Below are 23,107 nucleotides of genomic sequence, written 5' to 3' on the forward strand. Positions count from 1 at the left end.
CCCGCCGCTGAAATCGGCCGGAATCACCCGGAATCACCCGGAAGTACGTCGAGCAGCTTCAGCGCCAGGTCGCCCGCGTGCGGGCGCGCCATCATCGACCAGTGGTCGCCGCCGACCGGCTCCACCCGGATCCCGTCCCCGTAGAGACCGGACAGCCGGGTACGCAGCCGGTCGGCCTCCGGCCGTCCGCTCGACGCCTTGAAGAGCACGGCCGGGCACGCGACGGGCCGAGGCCGGTAGCGCAGCAGCGTCGCCTGGTTCGCGATGAACTGCCTCCGCAGCGCCGGACTGCGCCGGACCTGGCGGGCGAGCGGGCCGATCCCGAGCGCCGCTTCGGCCTGGGCGCGCAGGCCCGCGCGCAGGAAGTCGGGGGCGAAGGCCATCGGCAGCCCCCCGGTGTCCGGGACGAAGCCGTCCAGGCACACGAGCAGGTCCACGCGCTTGCCGCGCCGCGTGAGCCGGCGTGCCATCTCGTGGGCGACGACGGCGCCGAAGGACCACCCACCGATCGTGTACGGACCCTCGGGCTGGGCGCGGAGCAGCGTGGTGACATGGGCGGCCGCGATGGCCTCGATCGTGCGCGGTCGCGGGCGCCCGGTGCCGGTGTCCTCCAGGCCGAGGACCGGCCGGTCCCCGGCCAGTCCCAGCAGATCGGCCAGCACCCGGTAGGGGAGCGCGTTGCCGGTCGCGTCCGCGACCAGGAACAGCGGCCGCTCCGTACCGCCTTCGCTGAGGGTGGCGACGCCCGGGATCACGGCCTCCGGACCGGTGGCGGGCGGACCGTCCGCCGCCGGGGACGCCGGCAGCCGCCGCTCGACCGCCGCGACCAGCTCGCCGAACGACGGCGCCCGGGAGAAGTCCGTGACGGACAGCACGCAGCCGGTGCGCTCCCGGACCCGCGCCGTCAGGGTGACGGCCATGAGTGACTCCCCGCCCAGAGCGAAGAAGTCGTCGCTGTCCAGCGCCCCGGGGACACCGAGAGCGCCGCACCACAGTTCCTCCAGCAGGATCCGCACCGCCGTGGCCCCCGCCGCCCCCCGGTCGTCCGGCGCCACCGCCCGCCCGGCCGGCGCGGGACCTTCTGCCGGGGCCGCCGTTCCCGGCCGCCGCACCGGGGCGGGCCGCCCGGACTCCGGGTCCTCGCCGAGGAACGGGTAGCCCGGCAGGGAGCAGCGCGGCGGACGCTCCTCGCCGGTGCCGTGCAGCGCGTCGAACACGTCGTCGAGCGCGCGGTCGGCGCCGTGTTCCCACAGGGTGCCCAGCGCCGCCAGCAGGCCGCCGTCGGCCGGCTCCTCGGGCCGGGCGGTCATCCGGACCGTGGTGTACGCGCTGTCCCAGCCGGGGCTGCCGCGCAGGCCGCCGATCATCGAGCTGCCGGGGCCCAGCTCGACGTACGTCGTGCAGCCCGAGCCGAGCAGGGTGGTCATCGCCTCACCCAGGAGGACCGGCCGGCGCAGCTGCGCGGCCCAGTAGTCGGGGCCGGCGACCTCCTGCGGGTCGGCCCAGTCTCCCGTCGTGTTGGAGACGAGTGGCCGCCGGGGCGGACGGGCGGGCATCGACGAAATGGTCGCCCGCACCGCCTCGGCGGCCGGTTCCATGGCCTTCGAGTGGAAGGCGCGCCGGGTGTGCAGCGGGGTGGTTTCGAGGCCCGCGAGATGTTCTCCCGCGACCAGGTCCGCCATGGCCGCCTCGGGGCCGGACAGGACCACGGAGCCGGCGGCCTCGATGGCGATGGTGACCTCACCGTCCGGGGGCAGCCGGGGTGCGACCTCCTCGGCGCGGGCACCGACGCTGAGCATGCGGCCCGGTTCGGTGTCCGCCATCGCGCGGGCGCGCCGGAGCACCAGGGCGGCGGCGTCCGCCGGGGCCCAGACCCCGGCGAGGGTGGCGGCGACGTACTCGCCGACGCTGTTCCCGAGCATGGCGGCGGGATATATGTTCCATGCCTCCAGCTGCCGCCCGAAGGCGTAACCGAGGGCGAACAGGCCCAGTTGCTGGTGCACGGTGTCGGCGAACCAGTCGTGCGCCGCGCCGGTTCCGGGCCCGGAGCCCGCTGACGCACCCGACCCGGCCGCCGCGTCGGTGACGACGGGTGCCAGGTCGATGGCGTCCGCGTCGCCCACGGCCTCGCGTATCTCGTCGAACGCCGCCCGGAATCCGGGCAGCAGCCGGTACGCGGCGGCGCCCGCGCCGTGCCGCAGGGTGCCCTGGCCGGGGAAGAGGAAGGCGACCTTCCCCAGCTTCTTCGGCCGCCCGGCCGTCGTCGCCACACCCGCACCCGCGCTCGCGCTCGCATCCGGCACACCCGCACCCGCGCTCGGTCCGGCCTCGGCGGCCCGTACGGAGACCTCGCGCAGCAGCCGCGCCGCCTCTGCCGGGTCCCCGGCCACCACCGCCGTGCGATGCCGGTGGACGCGCCGCTCCGCGAGGGTCCGGGACACCTCGGCGAGCGACGGCACCCGTTCCCCGGCAGGGGCCGGTTCGAGCCGGTCCGCGAGCGCCCCGGCCAGCCGTCCCAGCGCGTCCGGTGTGGCTGCCGACAGCGTGAGCGGCCGGGGCCCGGGCCGCGCGGTCCGAGGCGCCCGGCTCGGCGCGCCCTGGAGCAGGACGTGGGCGTTGGTGCCGCCCACGCCGAAGGAGCTGACGGCCGCCAGCCGGGTACCGCGGGCGGGCCAGGGCTCGTTGCGCGCGGCAATCCGGAAGGGCGAACTCTCCAATTCCAGCAGCGGGTTGGGACTGCCGAAGTGGGCGGTGGGCACGAGCTGTCCGCGCTCCAGCATCAGCGCGGTCTTGATCAGCCCCGCGGCGCCCGCCACGACGCCGGTGTGTCCGATGTTCCCCTTGACGGCACCGAGCCGGCACCAGCCGGTGGCGCCGGAGGCATCCCGGAAGACATCGGTCAGGGCTTGCACCTCGACCGGGTCGCCGAGCTGGGTCGCCGTGCCGTGCGCCTCGACGTAGTCGATGTCCGCCGGGTCGACGCCGGCGATCCGCTGGGCGTCGCGGATCACCTCGCTCTGCCCGGTGATGGAGGGCGCGGTGTACGCCATCTTGTCCGAGCCGTCGTTGTTGATCGCCGTGCCGGCGATCACCGCCGCGATCCGGTCGCCGTCGCGCAGCGCGTCCGCGAGCCGCTTGAGCACCACCACCGCGACGCCCTCGCTGGGCACGGTGCCCGCCGCGTTCTCGTCGAAAGGCCGGCAGCGCCCATCGGGCGACAGGATGCCGCCCGGCTCGAAGAGATAGCCCCACTCCCCGCCGGGCATCACGCTGACACCCCCGGCCAGGGCCGCGTCGCACTCTCCCCCGACGAGGGCGCGTACGGCGAGGTGGAGGGCGGTGAGCGAGGTCGAGCAGGCCGTCTGGACGGTGAGCGCGGGACCGCGCAGCCCCAGCTTGTAGGCGACACGCGTGGCGAGGAAGTCCTTCTCCCGGCCGATGTACAGGGCGAGTTCGCTCAGCGAGTCGTCGGCGCGGAAGCCGACCCGGTCGGCACCCGCGTACACCCCGACCCGACCCGGGAACCGGGTGGGATCGATGCCCGCGTCGTCGATCGCCGTCGTCGCGCACTCCAGGAACACGCGCTGCTGCGGGTCCATCGCCGCGGCCTCGGCCCGGCTGTACCTGAAGAACGCCCAGTCGAACCGGCGGGAGCCCGTGATGACACCCATGGCCGGGACGAAGTTCTCCCGGCGCACGTAGTCGGGGTCGGCCCCCCGGGCCAGCAGTTGCTCCGGCGTGCTGCGGCTGATCCCGTCCACACCGCCCGTGAGCGCGGCCCAGTACTGGCGGACGTCCTCGGCGCCCGGCAGCCGGCAGGCCATGCCCACCACGGCCACAGCGTTCTCCGTCGACACGGTCACACCCCTCCGGAACGGGACGGGGTGTCTTCCAGGCCCAGGTCGACGTACAGATGGTCGAGACCGACGTACGAGAGGTTGGGGCCCCACACGGCGGCGTCGGGGGCGAGCCGGGCGTCCGGGAACCGCCGCGCGAACCGGCGCAGCAGCAAGGCCGCCTCCAGCCGGGCGAGCGGCGCGCCGACGCAGTAGTGCGGTCCGTGGCCGAAGACCAGGTGCTGCTCCGGCTGACCGGCCCCGGTGGCCGGGCAACCGCCGGCACCGGGCTCGGGATCGGCATCGGGATCGGCGAGCAGCCCATGGCCCGTGAGGCTGACGAGCACGAGGTCACCCTCCTTCAGCCGCGCTCCGGCCACCTCCTGGTCGTACGCGACGACGCGCCCCAGATGCCGCAGCGGCGGACGCCGTACGAGCACGGTCTCGACGAGCGCCTCCACCGCGCCCTCCCGCTCCTCGCGGATCCCGTCCCATACGGCCCGGTCGCCCAGCGCGGTCAGGACGGTCGAGCCCAGCAGCGACGCCGTCGTCTCCAGACCGCCGAAGAGGTTCATCGCCCAGGTCGCGGTCGTACGGGCCCGGTCCTCCGGTGTGTCACGCGGAAAGCCCGCCGGGGCGGAGGCCCGCGACAGGGCCCCTGCCATCTCCGTCATGGCGTGGTGGGCTTCCTTGGCGTAATCGCGCCGGTACATGGCGCCGATGAACAGGGACAGCGTCCGCGACCAGCGGTGCAACACCGCTGGCTCCTCCTCGACGCCGACCACATGAGCCATGACTCTGCCGGAGATCGCGTCGGCGACCGCCGGCACCACGTCGTGCGGCCGGGCCGACGCGAGGCCGTCGAGAGACTCGTCGACGATTTCCTCGATGCGCGGGGCGAGGGAGCGGACGTACGAGGCGGACATCATCCGCTGCACGGGGCGGCGCAGCGCCGTGTGCTCGGGGGCGTCGGCCTGTACGAACCACAGCCGCAGGAACGCGGTGAGTTCGCGGTACTCCTCCCGCGCCGCCTCCGGCATGTACAGCTGGAAGGAGCGCTCGAAGGTCCCCGAGGCGAAGCCGGGGTGGTTGAGGACCTGTCGGGCCAGTCGCGGATCCGCGACGACCCAGCAGTCCAGCCCCTCGTCCCACTCCGGGGCCCGGGAGCCCTCCGGGAGGGACGGCGACAGCGCGGGCGTACGGTTCACCGGCCGGCGGCCTTCTCGACGAGTGCCCGCAGGCCGTCCGGAGTCGGGGAGAGCAGGAAGTCGCGCAGGCGCACGCTCACTCCCAGCTGTGCCTTCAGTTTGCGCATGAGCCGGACCGCGCCGAGGGAGTTGCCGCCCACCATGAAGAAGTCGGTGTCGGCCACGATCCCGGTGACCGGCTCACTGTCCTCGATGACCGTGGTGAACAGCTCCGCGAGCCGCTCGGTCAGATCGCGGGCGGCCGTCCGCGGCGTCTCCCGCGCCGGCTCGGCGGGACGCGCCGCCGAGGCACCGCCGGACGCGGCGGCCGCCGCCCGGCCGGCCGGGACCGCGCGCGCCGCCAGGGCGCGCCGGTCGACCTTGCCGTTGGCCGTCACCGGCAGCCGGTCCACGACGGCCCACAGCGTGGGCACCATGTAGGCCGGCAGCCGCTCCTGGAGCAGGGTGCGCAGCCCGGGCGCGTCGATCCCGGCACCGTCGGCCAGCACCACCCCGGCCACCAGCCGCTTCTCCGCGCTGTCGCCGTCCGTGACGTTCACGACGGCGTCCCGCACCTCAGGATGAGCGGTCAGGGCGTCGCTGATCGCGCTCAGCTCGACCCGGTAGCCGCGGAGCTTGACCTGATCGTCGGCCCGGCCGAGGAAACGCAGCCTTCCGAGCCCGTCCATCCGTACGACATCGCCCGTGCGGTAGAGGCGTTCGGGCACGTCGGGGGAGAACACTCCGAACGTGCGCGCCGTCTCGTCCTCGTCGCCGAGATAGCCGTCGGCGAGACCGGCGCCGCCCGCGTACAGCTCACCGGCCGCTCCCGGAGGCACCACCCGGCGGCGCTCGTCGAGCACGTACACCCGCGTGCCGGGCACCGGCCGGCCGATCGGCAGCGGGCCGTCGACCTCCTCGGGCCGTTCCACCGAGTGGGTGGTGGTGAAGGTGGTGTTCTCCGTCGGCCCGTAGCCGTTGGTGATGACCAGGCCCGGGTGGCGGGCGAGCGCGCGAGCCGCCTGGTCGTGCGGCACGACATCGCCGCCCGTCAGCAGCTGCCGTACACCGGCGAGCGAGTCGAGGGCGAATTCCCCGAGCAGCCGGAACAGACCCGACGTGAGCCAGGCGACGGTGACCTCACGCTCGCGCAGGAACGCCCCGAGCTCGGTGGGCGACGTCAGACCGGCCGGGTGCACCTCCAGGGTGGCCCCGGTCAGCAGGGCGCCCCACAGTTCCAGCGTCGACGCGTCGAAGGCCAGCGGCGACAGCCGCAGCATCCGCTCGCCGGGGCCGAGACTCAGGTAGCCGGCCTGGTGGACCAGGCGGATCACCGCACGGTGCGGGACCACCACGCCCTTCGGTTCACCGGTCGACCCCGAGGTGAAGGCCACGTAGGCCGTGCGCGCGGGATCCTCCGGCGCCAACGGCACAGCGCTCTCCCGCACACCGGCCGGGGCCGCCCAGGAGGGCTCCCAGGTGGCGACCGGCGCGACGCCCAGCGCGGCGACCCGCGTCGCGGCGGCCCCGGAGACCGGGCCGACCAGAGCCGCGGCCGGTTCGGCACGCCCCACGATCCTCGCCAGATGGGGGTCCGACCCGCTCAGCTCCACGCCGACGTACGCGGCGCCCGCCCACTGCACTCCCAGGACGGCCACGGCCTCGGCCACCGACCGGTCCACGCCCACCAGCACCCGGTCGCCCGGCTCGACGCCGGCCTCGCGCAACCGGCGCGCCTGCTCGCGGGCAGCCTCCGCCAGCTGCGCGTAGGTGAGTGCGGACGCCTCGTCGCGTACGGCCACGGCATCCGGCGTCCGCGCGGCCACCTCCCGGAAGAGCGCGTCGAGGGAGGTGGCGGGGAAGTCACGGCCCGTTCTGTTGATCTCGTCGAGCCGTGCCCGGCCCGTTGAGGAGATGCAGCGCACCTCCTCGAGCCGGACGGCCGGGTCGGCGGCCAGCTGGTCCACGGCCGCGCGGAAATCGGCGACGAACGCGCGGGTCTCGTCCTCGGTCCAGACGCTGGTCGCGTACTCCACGTGGCCGGCGAACGACGGCTCGGCGCGTCCGATGAGCAGCGTGAGGTCGAACTGCGAACCGCCGCCGTGCCCCTCCTCGACCCGCAGTCGCGTGGCTCCGGCGCTGAGAGTCTCCGGCACGAGCTGGTCGTGCATGCCGAAGCAGACCTGGACCAGAGGGTGGCAGCCGTGGCCGCGCTCGATCCCGAGGCGGGACACCAACTCCTCGAAGGGCAGGTCGCCCGCGTCGATGCTCCGCGCCAGGGAAGCGTGCACCGAGCGGAGATAGTCGGCGGCGCTCGACTCGTCGTCGACATCGACACGTACCGGTACGAGGTTGCCGGACACGGCGATCAGACGTTCCAGCTCGGAGGATCCGCGGCCCAGCAGCGGCACCCCGACGAGCAGCCGGCGGGCGCCCGTCCGCCGGCTCAGGACCAGGCCGAAGGCACCGAGCAGAAAGGCGTACGGGGTGACGCCGAGCTCCCGGGCCCGCTCGGTCACCGCTTCGGTCGCCGGGGCGCCCAGGTCCAGCGCGGTACGCGCGCCCGCGGCGTCCTGGACGGCGGGGCGCGGCCGGTCGGCGGGCAGTTCCAGTACCGGGGGGACCCCGTCGAGGTGTCTCTTCCAGAAGGTTCCGCTGCTGTCCCACCCGCCCGCGGCGCGCAGGGCCTCCTGACGGCGCAGCAGCGCCCGCAGCTGGACGGCCGGGGCGAAGTCCGGCCCGGGGGCGCTGCCGGTGAGGGCTCCGTAGCGGGCGAACACCTCCTTGAGCAGTAGTCCTACCGCCCAGCCGTCGAGCAGCATGTGGTGTGCGGCCAGGACGACGGCTTCGCGGCCTCCCGGGTGCGAGAAGTGCAGGAACCGGTAGGCGGGAGCGGCCGACAGATCGAAGGGCTCGCCCCCCCGCTCGGTGGCCGCTCGGCGTACATACGCGTCGAAGCCGGCCGCCGGGCCGTCGTACGTGAACGCCGTCAGCTCCGGCGTGTGGGCGGGCAGGACCTCGCCCGCGACACCGTCGTCGCTCTCGCGGAAGACGGTGCGCAGACCTTCGTGGCGGGCGGCGGTCTCGGCCAGGGCCTTGGCGAGCTTCTCCCGGTCCAGCGAGCCGTCCTCGACGAAGCAGCTGAAGACCAGGTTGTACGGGGAGCCGCCGGCCACGCGCTCCATGAACCACATCCCGCGCTGCGCCGGGGAAAGGGAGCCGTCGTCCGCGGCATCGGGGCGCTCGCCGGCCGGCGGAGCGCCGGCGCCCGGGGCCTCGGGCGCCGCGTCGGCCAGCACCTCGGCGAGGGGCCGCGCGCTCAGCAGCGCCGCCACCTCGATGCGCAGGCCCAGCTGTTCCCGGAGCAGAGCGGCCAGACGCATCGCGCGCAGCGAGTCGCCGCCGAGGGCGATGAGGCTCTCCGTGGCGAAGCTCGCCGGGTCGCTCTCCTCACCCAGGACGGACAGGGCCAGCTCTTCGCGCGTCATCGGACGGCCTCGTCGGCGGTGCGCCGGTTGCGGGCCGCGTCGAGGAGGCCGGCCGGGGCGGTGGGTGCGGATTCCCCGGCGGGACCCGCGAGCAGCTCGGCCTGGCCGCTCACCGTGGCCGAGCGGAAGAGGTCGACGGTGCGCAGCGCCCGCCCGGACGCCTGGCTCAGCCGCTCCACGAGCAGCACGAGCAGCAGGGAGTCGCCGCCCGATTCGAAGAAGCTGACGTCGTCGTCGATCTCGTCGCTCTCCAGGACCTCCCGCCAGATGGACCGTACGAGTTCGAGCCGCTCGGCGGGGTCGTCCAGGTTGATCGCGTCGATGGGCTGTTCGAGCACGGTTTCCTCCGGGAAGGCGGCAAGGTCCGCGGCACTGCGCCGCAGGCTCGTCAGGAAGGCGGAGACGGTGGCGTGGTCGGTGACGTCCACGGGGTGGTCCAGGGACAGCTCCAGTTGCCGTCCCTCGGCGTCGTCCGCGACACGGACGAACACCGCGAGGTCGTACTTGATGTACAGAGGGTCGAGCGGCCGGAGCCGGCCCGTGACACCCGGGGCGAGTTCGGGCGCGTGCGGCGCGTCGTCCAGGTTGAGGAGCACCGGGGTCAGGGGCGGCCAGAGCGCGTTGCGGTCCGGGTTGAGCTCGGCCGAGATGGCGTCCAGCGGTACGTCGCTGTCCATGAACGCCTCCATGCTGCCGATCCGCGCGTTGCGCAGCAGTTGGCGCCAAGTGGTGCCGGAGTCGAGGGACACGCGCAGGACCACCGTGGTGATGAACATGCCGATGACGTCGGCGGCCTCGGGATGGTCGCGTCCCGGCCAGGCGAAGGCGATGAGGAAGTCCCGCTGGACGCTGCTCCGGGCCAGGGTGCCGGCCAGCAGGGCGACGCCCAGCATGAAGGGCGTGCAGCCCTCCTGCGCCGCCACCGCCATGGCCCTGGCCGTCCGCTCCGCGTCGAGGCGGGTGGTGACGGTGGTCCCGAGCGGTGACGTGTCCTGGTGGGTACGTTCGAAGGGGAGCCGCACATCGGTGGGGGCGCCGCGCAGCCGTGCGACCACCTCCGCGACCTGGGCGGCCACCTCTTCCTCCGAGGGTGTGACGACCACCGAGGCCGGATGTGGCGGGCTGCTCAGCTCCGGTTCCACACCGGCGAGTCCGGCCCGGTAGATGGTGAAGATCTCCTCAAGCAGCATCGTGCGCGACAGGCCGTCGAAGACGATGTGGTGCGAGGTGAGGACGAGGAGGGTCCGCTCGGCGTCGATCCGGACGACCTCGGCCCGTGCGGGCGCCTCGGCGGCCAGGTCGAACGGAGTGCAGCACAGCGCGCGCACCAGCCGGTCGATCTCGTCCTCGGTCCAGCCTTCGGCCGCGGCGTCGAGGAATCCGGCATCGGCCGCTTCCCCGTGGGTGCTGTATTCGACCCGGCGGCGCTTCATGTCGAGCCGGAACCGGGCTCGCAGCGACGGGTGCCTGCCGAGCGCGCGCCGCACCGAGGACACGAGCAGTGCGTGATCCACCGGTCCCGTGAACTCGATCACCGAGGGGACAAGTTGCGTGGGCTTGAGGAGTTCGTCGTGATCCAGCACCCACAGGCCCTGCTGCATCCGGGTGGCCGGATACCAAAGAGGCTCTTCCCGTGATGAAGCGGACAGCAAGAAAGAATCCCCCTCAATACTCGCCTAACGATGGGATCGCGAAAATGACAGTCTGTGCCGCGTATATTTCGACGCCAATTCAAACAGGAAAGGAAGGGTGTGCACGGCCGGATGTGATCTCCGACCATCGGCTGGATGAGGCTAGGTCGACCGCATTCAGCATGTCAAGGGTGATCTCGAATGTATGGAATGCGCAGCCCCAACCAGCTCATTTTCGATTCCGGCCACGTGACTCAATATCTTCCCCCTGGCCGGAAGTCGGTGTCCGAATTCTTTCGCATGCTCGGATCGGGCGGACGGGAGAGTTATTGACTCACGCCTCGGTGCCTGTCCTGTACGTTGTCCTGCGGCACGCCTCCGAGCAATTCAGGAGGGTCCGCTCCGCACACGGACGAAAGGATGACGACCTTGAAAGTCCACGATGCCGCCATTTCCAGATGCCCCGTGCACCCGGGAGCGGCCGACCTCGTCAATCCCCTGCTCTACAGCGAGGGTGACGCGCACGCCGTGTGGCGGCGGATGCGGGAGCTGGACTCGCTGACCCGTCAGGAGGTCGACGAAAAGCGCGGATTCTGGAACATCGTCGGGTTCGAGGACGCCGAGCGGGTACTGCGCGAGACCGCGACCTTCACCTCCGAACGCGGCACCATGCTCGACCTGCTGGGCACGGACGACCCGGCCGGCGGCAAGCAGCTGGCCGTCACGGACCCGCCCCGGCACACCGAGATGCAGACCCGCCTGAAAAAGGCGCTGGCGGTCAAGGCGGTGGAGCGGCAGAAGGACATGATCCGCCGCCTGATCCTCGACCTGATCACGCCGCTCGGCGACGGCGGAAGCTTCGACTTCGCCGAGGCGATGCTGGCGATGCCGATGTCCGTGACCGGCACGATGATGGGCTTGCCCCAGGCGGACTGGCCCTGGCTCAGCAGGCTCACCACGGTCTGCATCGCCGCCGACGACCCGGACTACCAGGATCCGGGCGGCAAGGCCGCCACCCTGGAATCGGCCCACCGCGAACTCTTCGCGTACTTCCAGGACCTGGTCCGCTTCCGCCGGGGCGACCTCGGCGACGACCTGCTGAGCGTACTGATTTCCACCGAGTTCGAGGGCCGCCACATGGACCCCGGGGAGATCGTGGCGAACTGCTACAGCCTGCTGCTCGGCGCCAACGTCACCACCCCGCACTCGCCCAACTACGTCATGGCCGAGTTCATCGACAGCGGAGTGCTGGAGGACTGGGCCGCCCACCCCGAAGTCAATGTCACGGCCGTCGAGGAGGCGCTGCGCTGGGCCTCGCCCGTGAACCACTTCCTGCGCTACGCGACACACGACACCGAGATCCGCAACACCCTGGTCGCCGCGGGCGACGCGGTGGTGGTCTGGCTCGGCGCCGCCAACCGGGACGAGGCCGTCTTCCCCGACGCCACGACCTTCGACATCCGCCGCAAGCCCAACAAGCACGTGGCATTCGGCATCGGCCCGCACTACTGCGTCGGACACAGCGTCGCCCGGGTCACGCTGCGCATCCTCTTCGAGGAACTCCTCACCCGCTTCGAGGACTTCCGGCCGGCCGGCGAACCCGAGCGCCTCGCCTCGAACTTCGTGTCCGGCTACAAACACGTCCCCATCACGGCCCGGCTCCGCACCGGTGCCGGCGTCCGGCGCCCGGGGTGACGCCCCGATGCTCGTGACTCCACCGAACACTCCCTGGCTGCGCCGCTTCCACACCGCGGCCCCCGGAGCCCCGCGGCTCTTCTGCTTTCCGCACGCCGGCGGCAACGCCTCCTACTACTTCCCGTTCTCGGCCCTCCTCGCGCCCGGGACCGAGATGCTCGCCGTCCAGTACCCGGGCCGCCAGGAGCGGTTCAACGAACCGTGCGTCGAGAGCATGACCGAGCTGGCCGACCGCATCGCCGCCGAGCTGGCCGACTGGACCCGGGAGCCGTTCGCCCTCTTCGGGCACAGCATGGGCGCGACGCTCGCCTTCGAGGTGGCCTGCCGGCTGCGCGCGAACGGAGCCGAGGCGTCGGCCCTGTTCGTGTCCGGGCGCCGCGCCCCGTCGGTCCCCGCGCCGGGTTCCGTGCACCTCGCGACCGACGAGGAACTCATCGCCGACATCAGGCTGCTGGGCGGTACGGACACGCGGATGCTGGACCACCCCGAGCTGCTGGCGGCCATCCTTCCGGCGGTACGGAGCGACTACGTCGCCACGGAGACGTACCGCTACCAGGGGGCCTCTCGTCTCGACTGCCCCATCACCGCGTTCATCGGCGACGTCGACCCCCGGGTGAACAGCGCCCAGGCCGAGGCGTGGGCCGACCACACGACGGAGCGATTCCGGCTCCGTGTGTTCGACGGCGGTCATTTCTATCTGGTCCGGCATCTCGATGCCATCGTGGATAGCATCACCACGTCCACTCCCGATGCCCGGACGCAGTTTATTCGGACGTAATCATTCCGCTTTCCGCACGGCCACCACCTTCTGGATAGGACTCACCATGAAATACCGCGTCATTGGCAGCGACCCCAGCACCCGCCGTGAGGTGAGTGTGGTGAGCCTCGGTTCGATGCTCTTCGGAACGGTGACCGACGAGGCGACGTCCTTCGCGATTCTCGACCGCTTTGTCGAGGCCGGCGGAACCTTCATCGACACGTCCAACAACTACGCGTTCTGGGTCAATGGGACACAGGGCGGCGAAAGTGAGGAACTGCTCGGCCGCTGGATCCGCAGCCGGGGGATCGGTGACGAAATCACCATCGCCACCAAGCTCGGCGCCCGGCCGAACGCCCCCACCAACGGATTCAGCCTCGACATCGAGGGACTTTCCGCCAAAGTGATCCGCGAATCCGCCGAGCGCAGCCGGGAGCGGCTCGGCGTCGAGCGCATCCACCTGCTCTACGCGCACGTCATGGACGAGAAGACACCGCTGGAGGAGACCGTCGAGGCATTCGGCGAGGTCGTCAACGACGGCATCGCCGGGCTGCTGGGCGCGAGCAACCACTGGGCATGGCGAGTGGAACGCGCCCGGACACTGGCCGCGGCGGCGGGACTGCCCGGCTACGAGGTCCTGCAACACCACCACAGCTACCTGCGCCAGCGCACCGACACCCCGAGCCTGCGTTCCCCCGACGGTAACCAGGGTCTCGTCAGCGGCGATCTCCTGAGCTACGTGCGGGCGAACCCCGCACTCACCCAGATCGCCTACTCCCCCCTGCTCTCCGGCGCGTACGTCCGTGACGACAAGCCGCTGGGCCCGGGCTTCGAACACGCGGGCACTCCGGCCCGCCTGACCGCCGTACGCGAGGTGGCCGAGGAGGCCGGCGCGACCGTCAACCAGGTGGTCCTGTCCTGGCTGATGGGTGGCGAGATCCCGATCCTCCCGCTGGTCGGCGCGTCTTCGGTCGCCCAGCTGGACGACAGCCTGGCCGCGGTGGACCTGGAACTGACGACGGGACAGCGGGCGAAGCTCGACTCCGCGAACTGACACCCGCCGTCCGACCACGCCGGTGACCGGCCCGGGAAGATCCGGGACCGGTCATCGGCTTCGTGCGCCGCTCCCGCGACGCGGCCCGGCCACTTCTTCGCCCCGCTCGCGGACGGCGTGTTCTCCCTGATCGCCGTCTGCGAGTTTCCACCGACCCGGCCGTACATCGAGCACCAGGCCGAGCGGGCCGGGGTGCCGCTGGCGCCCTCTGACCTGGGCCTTTTCTTCTGCGAACGGCCGGCCCGCACCCCGACGCCGCCATCGTCCTCCCACCGGCGGCGCCCGCGCGGCTCCGAACGGGTGGATTCGCCGGAACACGTCCGGATCCGCCGCCCGGACGACGACTACAGCGCCCCGGCGTCGCGCGCGGTCCACACCGACGGGTAGATCGGACGCCAGCCCAGCTCCTCGCGTAGCGGGAGGTTGTCGGTGACGCCGCGCCACGGGTCGGGGTCCTGTCGGTCGGCGGCACCGTCGGGCAGCGGGACGCCGGCGAGCCGGTACAGGTCGAAGGCGGTGACCGGGGCGTCGTCGGACGCGTGGAAGATCCGGCCTTCGACTCCGGGCGCGCGCAGCGCCCGGAAGAGCGCCTGGGCCGCGTCCGCATGGTGCACCATCGGCATCCGCTGGTGGGCGGCCCAACCGGCGGCGAAGCGTACGGCCTGGCCCAGGTGCGGGTCGCCCTCGCCGTAGACGAAGGCCAGCCGGACCGTCACCAGCGGCAGGCCCCGGGAGTCGCGCAGTTCTTCGAGTGCGGCGTCGGCCTGGGCCTTGGAGGCCGGGTAGACGCCTCGGTCGTCGCTCGGGCGCGGTTCGTCCCGCTCCTGGGCGGGACGGCCGCGGCCCGCTCCGTAGACCAGGTTGGTGCTGGTCTGCACAAAGCGGCTGACGCCCGTGGCCAGGGCCTGGCGACCGAGGGCGACGGCGGCGTCACGGTTCACCGCCCAGGCCTCCGCGTCCGGCACATCGCGGAAAGCGGCGGCGACATTGACGACCGCGCTCGCGCCGTCGAGCGCCTTGGCCCGGTCGGCCTCCTCACGCAGGTCGCCGACGACCACGTCGGCGCCGAGTGCGGCGAAGTGCTCGCCGCGCGCCTCGTCCCGCACCAGCACCCGCACCGTCTCCTCGTCGGCGGCCCACTGCAGCAGCCGGGGGACGAAGCGCTTTCCGACCTGGCCGGTGGCCCCGGTCACCAGAATGGTGTTCATCGTCGCGTCCTTCTCTCGCTGGGTCGTGCTCTCGCTGGGTCGTGACTCCACTGTGGGCACGGCGCCCGTGGCGACGGGAGAGACCCGCTTATCCAGGGACCGGCGATCCCTGGAAGAGTCGCCGCGGGAGACGGATGCTGGAGACATGGACCGCGCCCAGCTCGCCGACTTCCTCCGCCGCTCGCGGAGCCGCCTCGCACCGGCCGACGTGGGCCTGCCGGACAGGGCCCGGCGGCGCACCCCCGGACTGCGACGGGAGGAGGTCGCACAGCTGACGGGGATGTCCGTGGACTACTACACCCGGCTGGAGCAGTCGCGCGGCCCGCACCCGTCCGCGCAGATGCTGGGCGCGCTGGCCCGGGCGCTGCGGTTGACCGGCGACGAGCGGGACCACCTGTACCACCTTGCCGGGCAGGCCCCGCCGCGTGCCTCCAGCGGCAGCCGGCACGTACGGCCGGGGCTGCTGCTGATCCTGGACCGGCTGCACGACACCCCGGCGCATGTGACCTCGGACATCGGGGACGTGCTCGCGCAGAACGCGATGTCGATGGCGCTGATCGGCGACATCAGCGTCTCACCCGGCCTCGAACGCAATATGTTCTGGCGCTGGTTCACCGTGCCGGACGCTCGGGTGCGGTTCGTTGCGGACGATCACGACCGGCTGGGGCGGACGCATGCGGCGCAGCTGCGCTCGGTGGTCGCCGCCAGGCCGGACGACGCCCGCGCGGCGATGCTGGTGCGGCGGTTGCTGGCCGCCTCGGCGGAGTTCACGGAGCTGTGGGCGGCGCACGATGTCGCGGTCCGCCGCAGCGACACCAAGACGATCGTGCATCCGCTGGTCGGTGAGATCGAGCTGGACTGCGAAGTGATGCTGAGCCCCGACCACGGGCAGCGGCTGATCGTCTTCACCGCCCGCCCCGGCAGCGTCGCCCAGCAGCGGCTGGAACTGCTGCGGGTGGTGGGCCTGCAGGACTTGTCCCGGCCCGAGCCCGAACCGAACCAGGTTGAACGCTGAGGAAGGATCCCGCCGTCGCCGGGCCGCTCGTGCTGCGGTGCGGCGGTGCGGCGGTGCTGCGGTGCGGCGGGTTCGGTGCGGCGTCGCACCGGAGCGGGCCTCCGCGCGCGCCCGGCGGGGGCTGACGCGACCCTCGCACCCCGCGTAGCCTTTTCCCCGTGCCAGCCCCACCCCGGCGTCACATCGCCGTCCTCGTGCTCGAGGGTGCGAAGCCTCTCGATGTCGGTATCCCCGCGCAGGTGTTCACGACCCGCGCGAGCATGCCGTACGAAGTGCGGGTGTGCGGCGCGGCACCCGGTCTGGTGACCGGCGGCGACGGCCTGTCGTACTACGTCGCCCACGGCCTCCACGAGCTTGAGTGGGCCGACATCGTCTTCGTGCCCGGCTACCGGTTCCCGGACCGCGACGACCCGCCCCGGGCCGTGATCGACGCGCTGATCGCCGCTCACGACCGGGGCGCGCGGCTCGCCGCCATCTCGACGGGCGCCTTCGCGCTCGCCGCCACGGGCCTGCTCGACGGCAAGCGCGCCACGACGCACTGGCATTACACGCGGGCACTCGCGGCGAAGCGTCCGCTCGTTCAGGTCGACGAGAACGTTCTGTTCGTCGACGAGGGCAGCGTGCTGACGTCGGCCGGCGCCGCCTCGGGCATCGACCTGTGCCTGCACATCCTGCGCGGCGATCTCGGGGTGTCCGCGTCGAACCACGCGGCCCGGCGCCTGGTGGCGGCGCCCTACCGCAGCGGCGGTCAGGCGCAGTACGTGCCGCGCAGCGTGCCCGAACCGCTCGGCGAGCGGTTCGCCGCCACCCGGGAGTGGGCGCTGCACCGGCTCGGTGAGCCCCTCACCCTGGACGTGCTCGCCCGGCACGCGGCGGTGTCGCCGCGCACGTTCTCGCGACGCTTCGTCGAGGACGCGGGGTACACGCCGATGCAGTGGGTCATGCGCGCCCGCATCGACGTCGCCCGTGAGCTGCTCGAACGTTCGCAGCGGGGCATCGAGCAGATCGCCGCCGACGTCGGCCTCGGCACCGGCGCGAATCTGCGGCAGCACTTCCAGCGCATCCTCGGCACCACGCCGAGCGAGTACCGGCGCACCTTCGCCCGGGGCGAGTAACCCGGGGCGAGTAACCCGGGGTGCCTAGGCCGGGGGGAGTAGGCCGGGGGGAGTAGCCCGCCAGCACGTGGCGTGATCCTTGCGGACCGTGGCGATCACGCCGCTGTCACCGGCGGACGCCGCGCGAGAACCTGAGGGCGGAACCGAACAAGGGACATCACTCATGACTCGCATCGCCATCAACGGATTCGGCCGCATCGGACGCAATGTGCTGCGCGCACTGCTCGAACGCGACAGCGGGCTGGAGGTCGTCGCCGTCAACGACCTCACGGAGCCCGCCACCCTCGCACGGCTGCTCGCCTACGACACGACGGCGGGCCGGCTCGGCCGCCCGGTGACCGTCGACGGGGAGGCCCTGGTCGTCGACGGCCGTCGCATCACCGTGCTCGCGGAGCGCGACCCGGCGCGGCTGCCGTGGGCCGACCTCGGCGTCGACATCGTGCTGGAGGCGACCGGCCGCTTCACGTCGGCCACGGCCGCCCGCGCACACCTCGACGCGGGCGCGAAAAGGGTACTCATCAGCGCGCCGGCGGACGGCGCCGATGTCACCCTCGCGTTCGGGGTCAACTCCGACGCGTACGACCCGGCAGCGCACACGATCGTCTCGAACGCCTCGTGCACGACCAACGCGCTCGCGCCGCTGGCCGCGGTGCTCGACGATCTCGCCGGCATCGAGCACGGTTTCATGACGACGGTGCACGCCTACACACAGGAGCAGAACCTCCAGGACGGTCCGCACCGCGACGCCCGCCGCGCCCGCGCCGCCGCTGTCAACATCGTGCCGACCACGACAGGCGCCGCCAAGGCGATCGGCCTCGTCCTGCCGAACCTCGACGGCAAGCTGTCGGGCGACTCGATCCGCGTGCCGGTTCCGGTGGGATCGATCGTCGAACTCAACACGACCGTCGCCCGCGACGTGACGCGCGACGACGTGCTGGCGGCCTACCGCGCAGCGGCGGAAGGGCCGCTCGCCGGCGTACTGGAGTACTCGGACGACCCGCTCGTGTCATCCGACATCACGGGCAATCCGGCCTCGTCGATCTTCGACTCGGCCCTCACCCGCGTCGACGGCCGGCACGTCAAGGTGGTCGCCTGGTACGACAACGAGTGGGGCTTCTCGAACCGCGTGGTCGATACGCTCAAGCTCCTCGCCACCGGCTGACCGGTCAGGGGCGCGCGGCGCCCCTTTTGCGGATATCCGGCACCGGACATCGGCGCCACGAGAGCGTCAGCGCGTCGGCCCCGCGCGGGCCCCGCGTCGCCGGTTCCGGCCGCGCGGGCCCCCGCGGAACAGCCGGCGCGCACCGTCATCCGGGACGCACCGTCATCCGGGACGCACCGTCATCCGGGACGAACCGGCCCGCGTGAAGCGGCGGGTAGCCGACGGCCCGAACCTGTGCCACCTCGTCGGCGCGACCTCTACGGTGAGGCGGACGTCGCTGAGCCGCCGCCTCACGACCGCTCCATCCGGACACCGCCGTACCGGACACCGCCGTACCGCGCGGGGCCGCCCGGCGGCCGCTGACGCCGCACGTGGTGAGGATGCCCCCCGGTGCGGGGCGACCGCCGTGCCGAAGCGTCCGGAGCTGTCCTCGGGGGCGAAGAGCGTCAGCCCTTGTGGCCCAGCTTGAAGGCGACGAAGGCGAGCTGGGTCCTGTTGGCGGCTCCGGTCTTCCTGCGCAGCCGCCGCAGATAGGTGTCGACCGTGTGCGGGCTCACTCCCATCCGGTGCGCGATCATCCGGTAGGTGTCGCCTTCGGCGAGCAGGGCGAGCACCTCCTGCTCACGCGGTGTCAGGGCAGTCGAGGGGGGTGCTTTCTGCATCTCGTACTCCGATCCGTGGACGGCGGGCGGGGCTCCCGGAAGGCGCGGCGGTGGGAGATACGGAGGACAGGGGCCGGGTCAGCCGCCCCAGGAGGTGTCGTCGTCCCCGCCGTCGGGGGAGGGCGTGACGCTGTGCACCTGAGCCGTGGCCACCGTCCGGCCCTCTCCGCCGCCCGTGGAGGACACGGCCTGGGAGTAGGCGGGGACAAGAAGGGCTGCGGAAAAGGACAGGGACAGAACGAGCTGAACGCTGGAAGCGGAAAGTCTCATGAGTTCTCCGTTCTCGCGACGACCGCCCTCGGGCGGGCGGCTTTGTCATACCTCCTACACTGACCTGCGAAATAACCTGCTCGCCAGGAGGAGGGCACCTCATCAAAATGCCTGACAGTAAAGCGACTGACGGGGAAATGGGCATAAAGTGGGGCGGAAGTGGATTGAGGAGGCTCGTCTGAATCTGGGCGAGACAGACATGTCTGTCTACGTATGGGTCCTCGAATGCCGCTCGTCGGATCCCGACGTCATCGCCGACGCGATCGGTATCGGCCGGGATGAGGCGCGGCTGAGCCTGGAGCGTCTGTTCCGGGCGCGTCTGCTGCACCCCAGTCCGGGAGATCCCGCCGTCGCCTTCGCCGTGGCGCCCGAGACCGCCGCGTCCCAGCTCGCCGCCCCCATCGAGGAAGAGATCCGCAAGCAGCGCGAGAACATCGATTTAATTCGCGAGCAGTTGGATCGGTTTGTCCCTCATTACCTGCGGAGTCGCCCGCCCGGCGAATCGATAGAGGTCCTGGAGAGTGTCCATGATGTGCGCCGGGCTCTCGACCGGGAGGCCCAGCGCGTCCGCAGGGAAGTGCTCACCTGTCAGCCCGGCGGCGGTTCCCGGGTCCCGGAGGCGATGCAGGAAGCCCTGATCCGGGACCAGGAGATGCTGGAGCGGGGTATCGAGATCCGCACCCTGTACCACCACACCGCCCGCTTCAACGGCCCCAGCCAGACCTATGTGGCCACCGCGTCGGCCCTCGGTGCGCAGTACAGGACCCGGCACGAGCTGTTCGGCCGGCTGATCGCCTTCGACCGTGAAATCGCCTTCATACCGGTACCGGACGGCAGCTGGGGTGCGGTCGTCATCCGTGAGCCGTCCGTCGTGGCCTATTTGTGCGAGATCTTCGATCAGACCTGGGACATGGCCACACCCTTCTCCGACGCGGTCGGCCAGGATCTGGAGATCGTGGCCCGGGAGATCCACGAGACGATCATCCGGCTCCTCGCCGCGGGGCTCAAGGACGAGGCCATCGCCCGCCGCCTCGGAATGTCCCTGCGGACGGCTCGGCGGCACATCGCCGACATCATGCAGGAACTCGGTGCCAGCAGCCGGTTCCAGGCCGGGGTGGCCGCCGTCACCCGGGGCATGCTGGAGCGCGACGCGGTGGCCATGCCGGAAAGCTGAACGGAGTCGGCTGAGGCGTTCCGGCCCGGGATCCTTCCCGATTCCTAGGGGGTCTTGCCGTGTACCGGGCGATACCCTTCCTGCCATTCGTCACGGACGCTGTGAACGCACTTTTCGTAGGCCGGTGCGCGGGCACGGGGGAAGTGAGCGGAACGAAACGGGGGCGGGCATGGACATGGCGAATGAGGAGGGTGCGGCCGGCGATTCCGCCGCGCTCTACCTCCAGGAACTGGCGTATTTCCTCTCGGTCCATCTGGACCGGGGGCCCGGGATGTTATGGCCCGGCTCCGAGCATCCGGCGTTCTCCGCCCGGGACCGCATCGCGGCCTTCGGTCTGCTGGCGGCACACATCACCCGGTTGACCGGTTTGTGGGCCCGGACCGCCCTGCACGAGTCATGCGCCGACGCGACCTCGGGCACGACCTTCGGCCATGTACTGATCCACCAGCTGGCGGGAGCCGGGAACTGGCAGGTCTCCGCGCCCGGCGGCCCCGATCCCCGGTCCTTCCGGTGCCGGCTGCTCCCCAGTGAAGTCCTCTACATCCCGCCGGGGTGGACCAGGCAGGCCGAACTGGCGGACACGTCACGGTTCGCCCTCACCTATCTGGCGCCGACGCCGGCGTCAGGGCGCGCGGCGAGGGCCCTTCCGACACCGGGGCTGGACACGTACGCGCGCCGGGGACCCGGGCCGGGCGGGGGGTGGTGACGGCGGCGCTGCCGCTCGCCGCCACCCACCGCCGCTCGCCACCACCCACCGGTGCCCGTCACCTCCGCCGCTCGTCAGCCACCGGTGCCCGGACCGGCTGGTGCCGCCCGGCACGCGCCCCGGGAGCCGGGCCGCGCGGTCACGCGGTCACGTGAACCGGTGACTTGAGGCGTCCGCGCGGGAGTGGAACAGTCCCGTACCGAAAGGTCGGTTCCGGACGTACCGCGCGCGTCGGGCCACTCGCCACGGCAAGCGGAGTCCGCGTGAGCGCCAGGCGGGACCTCTGCTCTTCCGCGCCTGCCTGTGCCTGTGCCCGTGCTCGCGTCCGTGGCCGGGGTGGCCGAGCCCGGGTCCACCTCCGTCCGCTCGTGCCTTCCGCACGCACCGTCCGTGGGCACCGTCCTGGTGAGTGGCAGACCGCGGGTGCCGTCCGTTCCACGCGCCGCAGCTGACCGGCTGGGCGAAGGCCGGAACGCTCGGAAGGACCCCCGCATGACCTCGTCCGCCGCTGACGGCACCGTGCCCCGTATCCCGGACGGCGCGGAGACGCCGGAGAAGCCCCACGCGCTCGCGAAGGAATCGGCTCCGCCCCCGGGGAGGGGCGGTCGCCTGCTGCCACCGCTGCTCCGGGCCACCGCCTTCCGGCACTACTGGGCGGGGCAGACGATCTCCCGGCTCGGGGAACAGATCTCCTCCCTCGCGATCCCCCTCATCGGGGTCACCGTGGTGCACGCCGACGCCGCCCAGATGGGTTACCTGGGTGCCGCGACCTGGCTGCCCAACCTGCTCTTCGCACTCCACGCCGGTCTCTGGGCGGACCGGCGCGCACACCGGCGCAGGGTCATGATCGTGGCGGATCTCGGCCGCTTCGCCCTGCTCACCACCATCCCGATCGCCTATGTGTTCGATGCCCTGACGCTCGTCCACCTCTATGTCGTGGCGTTCCTCGCCGGTACCTTCTCGGTCCTCTTCGAGGTCTGCAACCCGCCGGTCTTCAAAGCGCTGGTCCCGCCCGGGCGTTACGTCGAGGGGAACGCGCTGACCAGCGGCAGCCGGGCCATGTCCAAGATGCTCGGACCGAGCCTCGGCGGGATCCTGGTGCAGTTGCTCTCGGCGCCGGTGGCCCTGTTCGCGGACGCCCTGTCCTACCTGGCCTCGGCCTTCTGCCTCTCCCGGATCTCCCCGGCCGAAGCCGCTCCGGAGCCCAGGGCCGCCGGCCAGCTCAAAACCGCTGTCACCTTCATCGCGCGGTCGGGCGTCATCCGGGCGGCCCTCGCCGCGACCGCCACGGTCAACTTCTTCACGGGCATGGTCTCCACGCTCTTCGTCCTCTACTCCAGCACCGCCCTGCACATCCGTCCCGGCGTCCTCGGGGTGGTCCTCGGCGCGGGCGCCTGCGGCGCGCTGCTGGGCGCCGCCTGTGCGACGCCCCTGGCCCGGCGGGTGGGTGTGGGCCGTACCTTCCTGCTCGGCTGCGTCCTGCTCCCGGCCCCCCTGCTGCTCATCCCGGCCGCGACCGGACCCGCGCCGGTCGTCCTCGGGATGCTCCTGCTCGCGGAGTTCCTGTCCGGGCTGGGCGTCATGTGGCTCGACGTCGCCCTGGCCACCATCCTCACGACCTCCGTGCCCGACGCGCTCCGGTCCAGGGTCTTCGGCGCCTACCAGGCCGTCAGCCTCGGTACCAGGCCCGTCGCTTCGCTGCTCGCCGGAGCCGTCGCCACGGTGTTCGGTCTGCGCCCCACGCTGTGGATCGCCGTGGCCGGCGGGCTCACCGCGTTCCTCTGGCTGCTGCCCTCCCCGGTGCTGTCCTTGCGGCAGCCGGACGGGGACGGGGCGGCGGGGGAGGGGACCGTGGGGGAGGGGGCCGCGGGGGAGGGGGCCGCGGGGGAAGCGGGCGCCGGGGCGGCCGGGGCGGAAGTACCGCCCGGGGCGGAAGTACCGGCCGGGCCGGAAGTACCGCCCGGGGCGGAAGTACCGCAGGAAGTGCCTCCCGCAGTGCCTGTTCCGCCCGGGCCCGGGAGCTAGCTTTTCTCTGTACGAAGACGATCCCCCCGTCCGGCCCTCCTGTCCGCCGCCCCCGTGGCGGAACGTCGCGGTCCCGGCCTCCGGCCGGTTCCGCCGGGGCCGCGCCGCGACCGCCCGCCGGG

Annotated in this window: 16 protein-coding genes; 9 read left to right on the plus strand and 7 right to left on the minus strand. The window is 72.3% G+C overall.

Annotated elements, in window-relative coordinates; genetic code table 11:
• Positions 1-23: 23 nt before the first annotated feature.
• Genes ACIBAE_RS15265 through ACIBAE_RS15280 form a run of 4 tightly spaced genes read right to left on the minus strand, consistent with a single transcriptional unit; the run spans position 24 to position 10,163 of the window.
• Positions 24-3,857: a type I polyketide synthase gene (locus tag ACIBAE_RS15265; protein ID WP_399285221.1), complete on the minus strand. Its 3,834-nt coding sequence runs from the start codon at positions 3,855-3,857 to the stop codon at positions 24-26.
• A gap of 2 nt (positions 3,858-3,859) precedes the next feature.
• Positions 3,860-5,044 (minus strand): cytochrome P450, encoded by a 1,185-nt coding sequence (locus tag ACIBAE_RS15270; RefSeq protein WP_399285222.1) that lies wholly within the window; start codon positions 5,042-5,044, stop codon positions 3,860-3,862.
• The gene (locus ACIBAE_RS15275; protein WP_399285224.1) at positions 5,041-8,511 is read right to left on the minus strand and encodes an amino acid adenylation domain-containing protein; all 3,471 of its coding nucleotides are present in this window, start codon (positions 8,509-8,511) and stop codon (positions 5,041-5,043) included. The genes ACIBAE_RS15270 and ACIBAE_RS15275 overlap by 4 nt, the downstream gene beginning before the upstream one ends.
• Positions 8,508-10,163, minus strand: a complete 1,656-nt coding sequence (locus ACIBAE_RS15280; protein ID WP_399285226.1) for a condensation domain-containing protein — start codon at positions 10,161-10,163, stop codon at positions 8,508-8,510. Before ACIBAE_RS15280 ends, ACIBAE_RS15275 begins: the two co-directional genes overlap by 4 nt.
• A 444-nt stretch (positions 10,164-10,607) precedes the next feature.
• Here ACIBAE_RS15280 and ACIBAE_RS15285 point away from each other — a divergent pair, with 444 nt between their 5' ends.
• From ACIBAE_RS15285 to ACIBAE_RS15295, 3 genes are read left to right on the plus strand one after another with little or no spacing between them, the layout of a single operon-like run.
• Positions 10,608-11,837 carry a cytochrome P450 gene (locus tag ACIBAE_RS15285; protein WP_399285228.1) on the plus strand — a complete coding sequence of 410 codons (1,230 nt, stop codon included), beginning with the start codon at positions 10,608-10,610 and terminating at the stop codon, positions 11,835-11,837.
• A 7-nt stretch (positions 11,838-11,844) separates the two neighbouring features.
• Positions 11,845-12,615: a thioesterase II family protein gene (locus tag ACIBAE_RS15290; protein ID WP_399285230.1), complete on the plus strand. Its 771-nt coding sequence runs from the start codon at positions 11,845-11,847 to the stop codon at positions 12,613-12,615.
• Positions 12,616-12,661: 46 nt separating this feature from the next.
• The gene (locus ACIBAE_RS15295; RefSeq protein ID WP_399285232.1) at positions 12,662-13,648 is read left to right on the plus strand and encodes an aldo/keto reductase; all 987 of its coding nucleotides are present in this window, start codon (positions 12,662-12,664) and stop codon (positions 13,646-13,648) included.
• 344 nt (positions 13,649-13,992) lie between these two features.
• Here ACIBAE_RS15295 and ACIBAE_RS15300 read toward each other — a convergent pair whose 3' ends face one another.
• The gene (locus tag ACIBAE_RS15300) at positions 13,993-14,856 is read right to left on the minus strand and encodes an NAD-dependent epimerase/dehydratase family protein (protein WP_399285234.1); all 864 of its coding nucleotides are present in this window, start codon (positions 14,854-14,856) and stop codon (positions 13,993-13,995) included.
• Positions 14,857-15,001: 145 nt separating this feature from the next.
• Between ACIBAE_RS15300 and ACIBAE_RS15305 the strand changes: the two genes are divergently transcribed.
• The 3 genes from ACIBAE_RS15305 to gap all read left to right on the plus strand — a co-directional run bounded on the left by ACIBAE_RS15305 (position 15,002) and on the right by gap (position 18,148).
• The gene (locus ACIBAE_RS15305; RefSeq protein ID WP_399285236.1) at positions 15,002-15,871 is read left to right on the plus strand and encodes a helix-turn-helix transcriptional regulator; all 870 of its coding nucleotides are present in this window, start codon (positions 15,002-15,004) and stop codon (positions 15,869-15,871) included.
• Positions 15,872-16,029: 158 nt separating this feature from the next.
• Positions 16,030-16,986: a GlxA family transcriptional regulator gene (locus ACIBAE_RS15310; RefSeq protein ID WP_399285238.1), complete on the plus strand. Its 957-nt coding sequence runs from the start codon at positions 16,030-16,032 to the stop codon at positions 16,984-16,986.
• A 163-nt stretch (positions 16,987-17,149) separates the two neighbouring features.
• Positions 17,150-18,148: a type I glyceraldehyde-3-phosphate dehydrogenase gene (gene gap / locus ACIBAE_RS15315; protein WP_399285240.1), complete on the plus strand. Its 999-nt coding sequence runs from the start codon at positions 17,150-17,152 to the stop codon at positions 18,146-18,148.
• A 446-nt stretch (positions 18,149-18,594) separates the two neighbouring features.
• On the opposite strand, the gene ACIBAE_RS15320 is transcribed toward gap, so the two are convergent.
• Both ACIBAE_RS15320 and ACIBAE_RS15325 read right to left on the minus strand, forming a co-directional pair.
• On the minus strand, positions 18,595-18,810 hold the full coding sequence (locus ACIBAE_RS15320; protein ID WP_399285241.1) for a response regulator transcription factor: 216 nt from the start codon (positions 18,808-18,810) through the stop codon (positions 18,595-18,597).
• A gap of 78 nt (positions 18,811-18,888) precedes the next feature.
• On the minus strand, positions 18,889-19,080 hold the full coding sequence (locus ACIBAE_RS15325; protein WP_399285242.1) for a hypothetical protein: 192 nt from the start codon (positions 19,078-19,080) through the stop codon (positions 18,889-18,891).
• A 199-nt stretch (positions 19,081-19,279) separates the two neighbouring features.
• Between ACIBAE_RS15325 and ACIBAE_RS15330 the strand changes: the two genes are divergently transcribed.
• The 3 genes from ACIBAE_RS15330 (at position 19,280) to ACIBAE_RS15340 (ending at position 22,985) form a co-directional block, all read left to right on the plus strand.
• On the plus strand, positions 19,280-20,254 hold the full coding sequence (locus ACIBAE_RS15330) for a LuxR C-terminal-related transcriptional regulator (protein ID WP_399285243.1): 975 nt from the start codon (positions 19,280-19,282) through the stop codon (positions 20,252-20,254).
• A 169-nt stretch (positions 20,255-20,423) separates the two neighbouring features.
• Complete coding sequence (locus tag ACIBAE_RS15335) at positions 20,424-20,960, plus strand: hypothetical protein (protein WP_399285245.1); 537 nt, start codon at positions 20,424-20,426, stop codon at positions 20,958-20,960.
• 492 nt (positions 20,961-21,452) lie between these two features.
• Positions 21,453-22,985, plus strand: a complete 1,533-nt coding sequence (locus ACIBAE_RS15340; RefSeq protein ID WP_399285247.1) for an MFS transporter — start codon at positions 21,453-21,455, stop codon at positions 22,983-22,985.
• Positions 22,986-23,107: the final 122 nt, after the last annotated feature.

The organism is Streptomyces sp. NPDC051569 (assembly GCF_044454085.1).
Taxonomy (GTDB): Bacteria; Actinomycetota; Actinomycetes; order Streptomycetales; family Streptomycetaceae; genus Streptomyces.